Source organism: Phytobacter sp. V91, from assembly GCF_965644225.1.
Classification (GTDB): Bacteria; Pseudomonadota; Gammaproteobacteria; order Enterobacterales; family Enterobacteriaceae; genus CBFFRJ01.
Genome location: NZ_CBFFRJ010000340.1, coordinates 1 through 337, shown reverse-complemented (window position 1 = coordinate 337; position 337 = coordinate 1). Strand labels below are relative to the sequence as shown.

1 protein-coding gene is annotated in these 337 nt (G+C 50.7%); it reads left to right on the top strand.

The features are described from left to right. Positions 1 to 337: transposase (locus ACSZO4_RS25945; RefSeq protein ID WP_437891943.1), on the top strand; the 337-nt coding region annotated here is incomplete at both ends.

The following is a 337-nucleotide window of genomic DNA, read 5'->3' as shown; positions in this document are numbered from 1 at the left end:
TTACGGAGCCGGTGGACGTGGTGTTTGCTGATGCCGGATACCGCGGGGCAGAAAAGCGGGAGTCACTAAGCGGTCTGTCAAAATACTGGTTTATTGCGAAAGGCCCGCTTGCTGTAAAAGAAATGAAACAGCATCCGCGTCGAAATAAGCAGGCACTTCATGATGAATTTGTGAAAGCCAGTATCAGGGCGAAGGTTGAGCATGCGTTCCGGATACTGAAATGCCAGTTTGGTTTCAGAAAGACCCGATTACGGGGTCTGAAGAAAAATCACAACCGTCTGTCAATGCTGTTTGCGATGGGCAATCTGGTTCGCGCTGCGCAACTGGCCGGAATAGC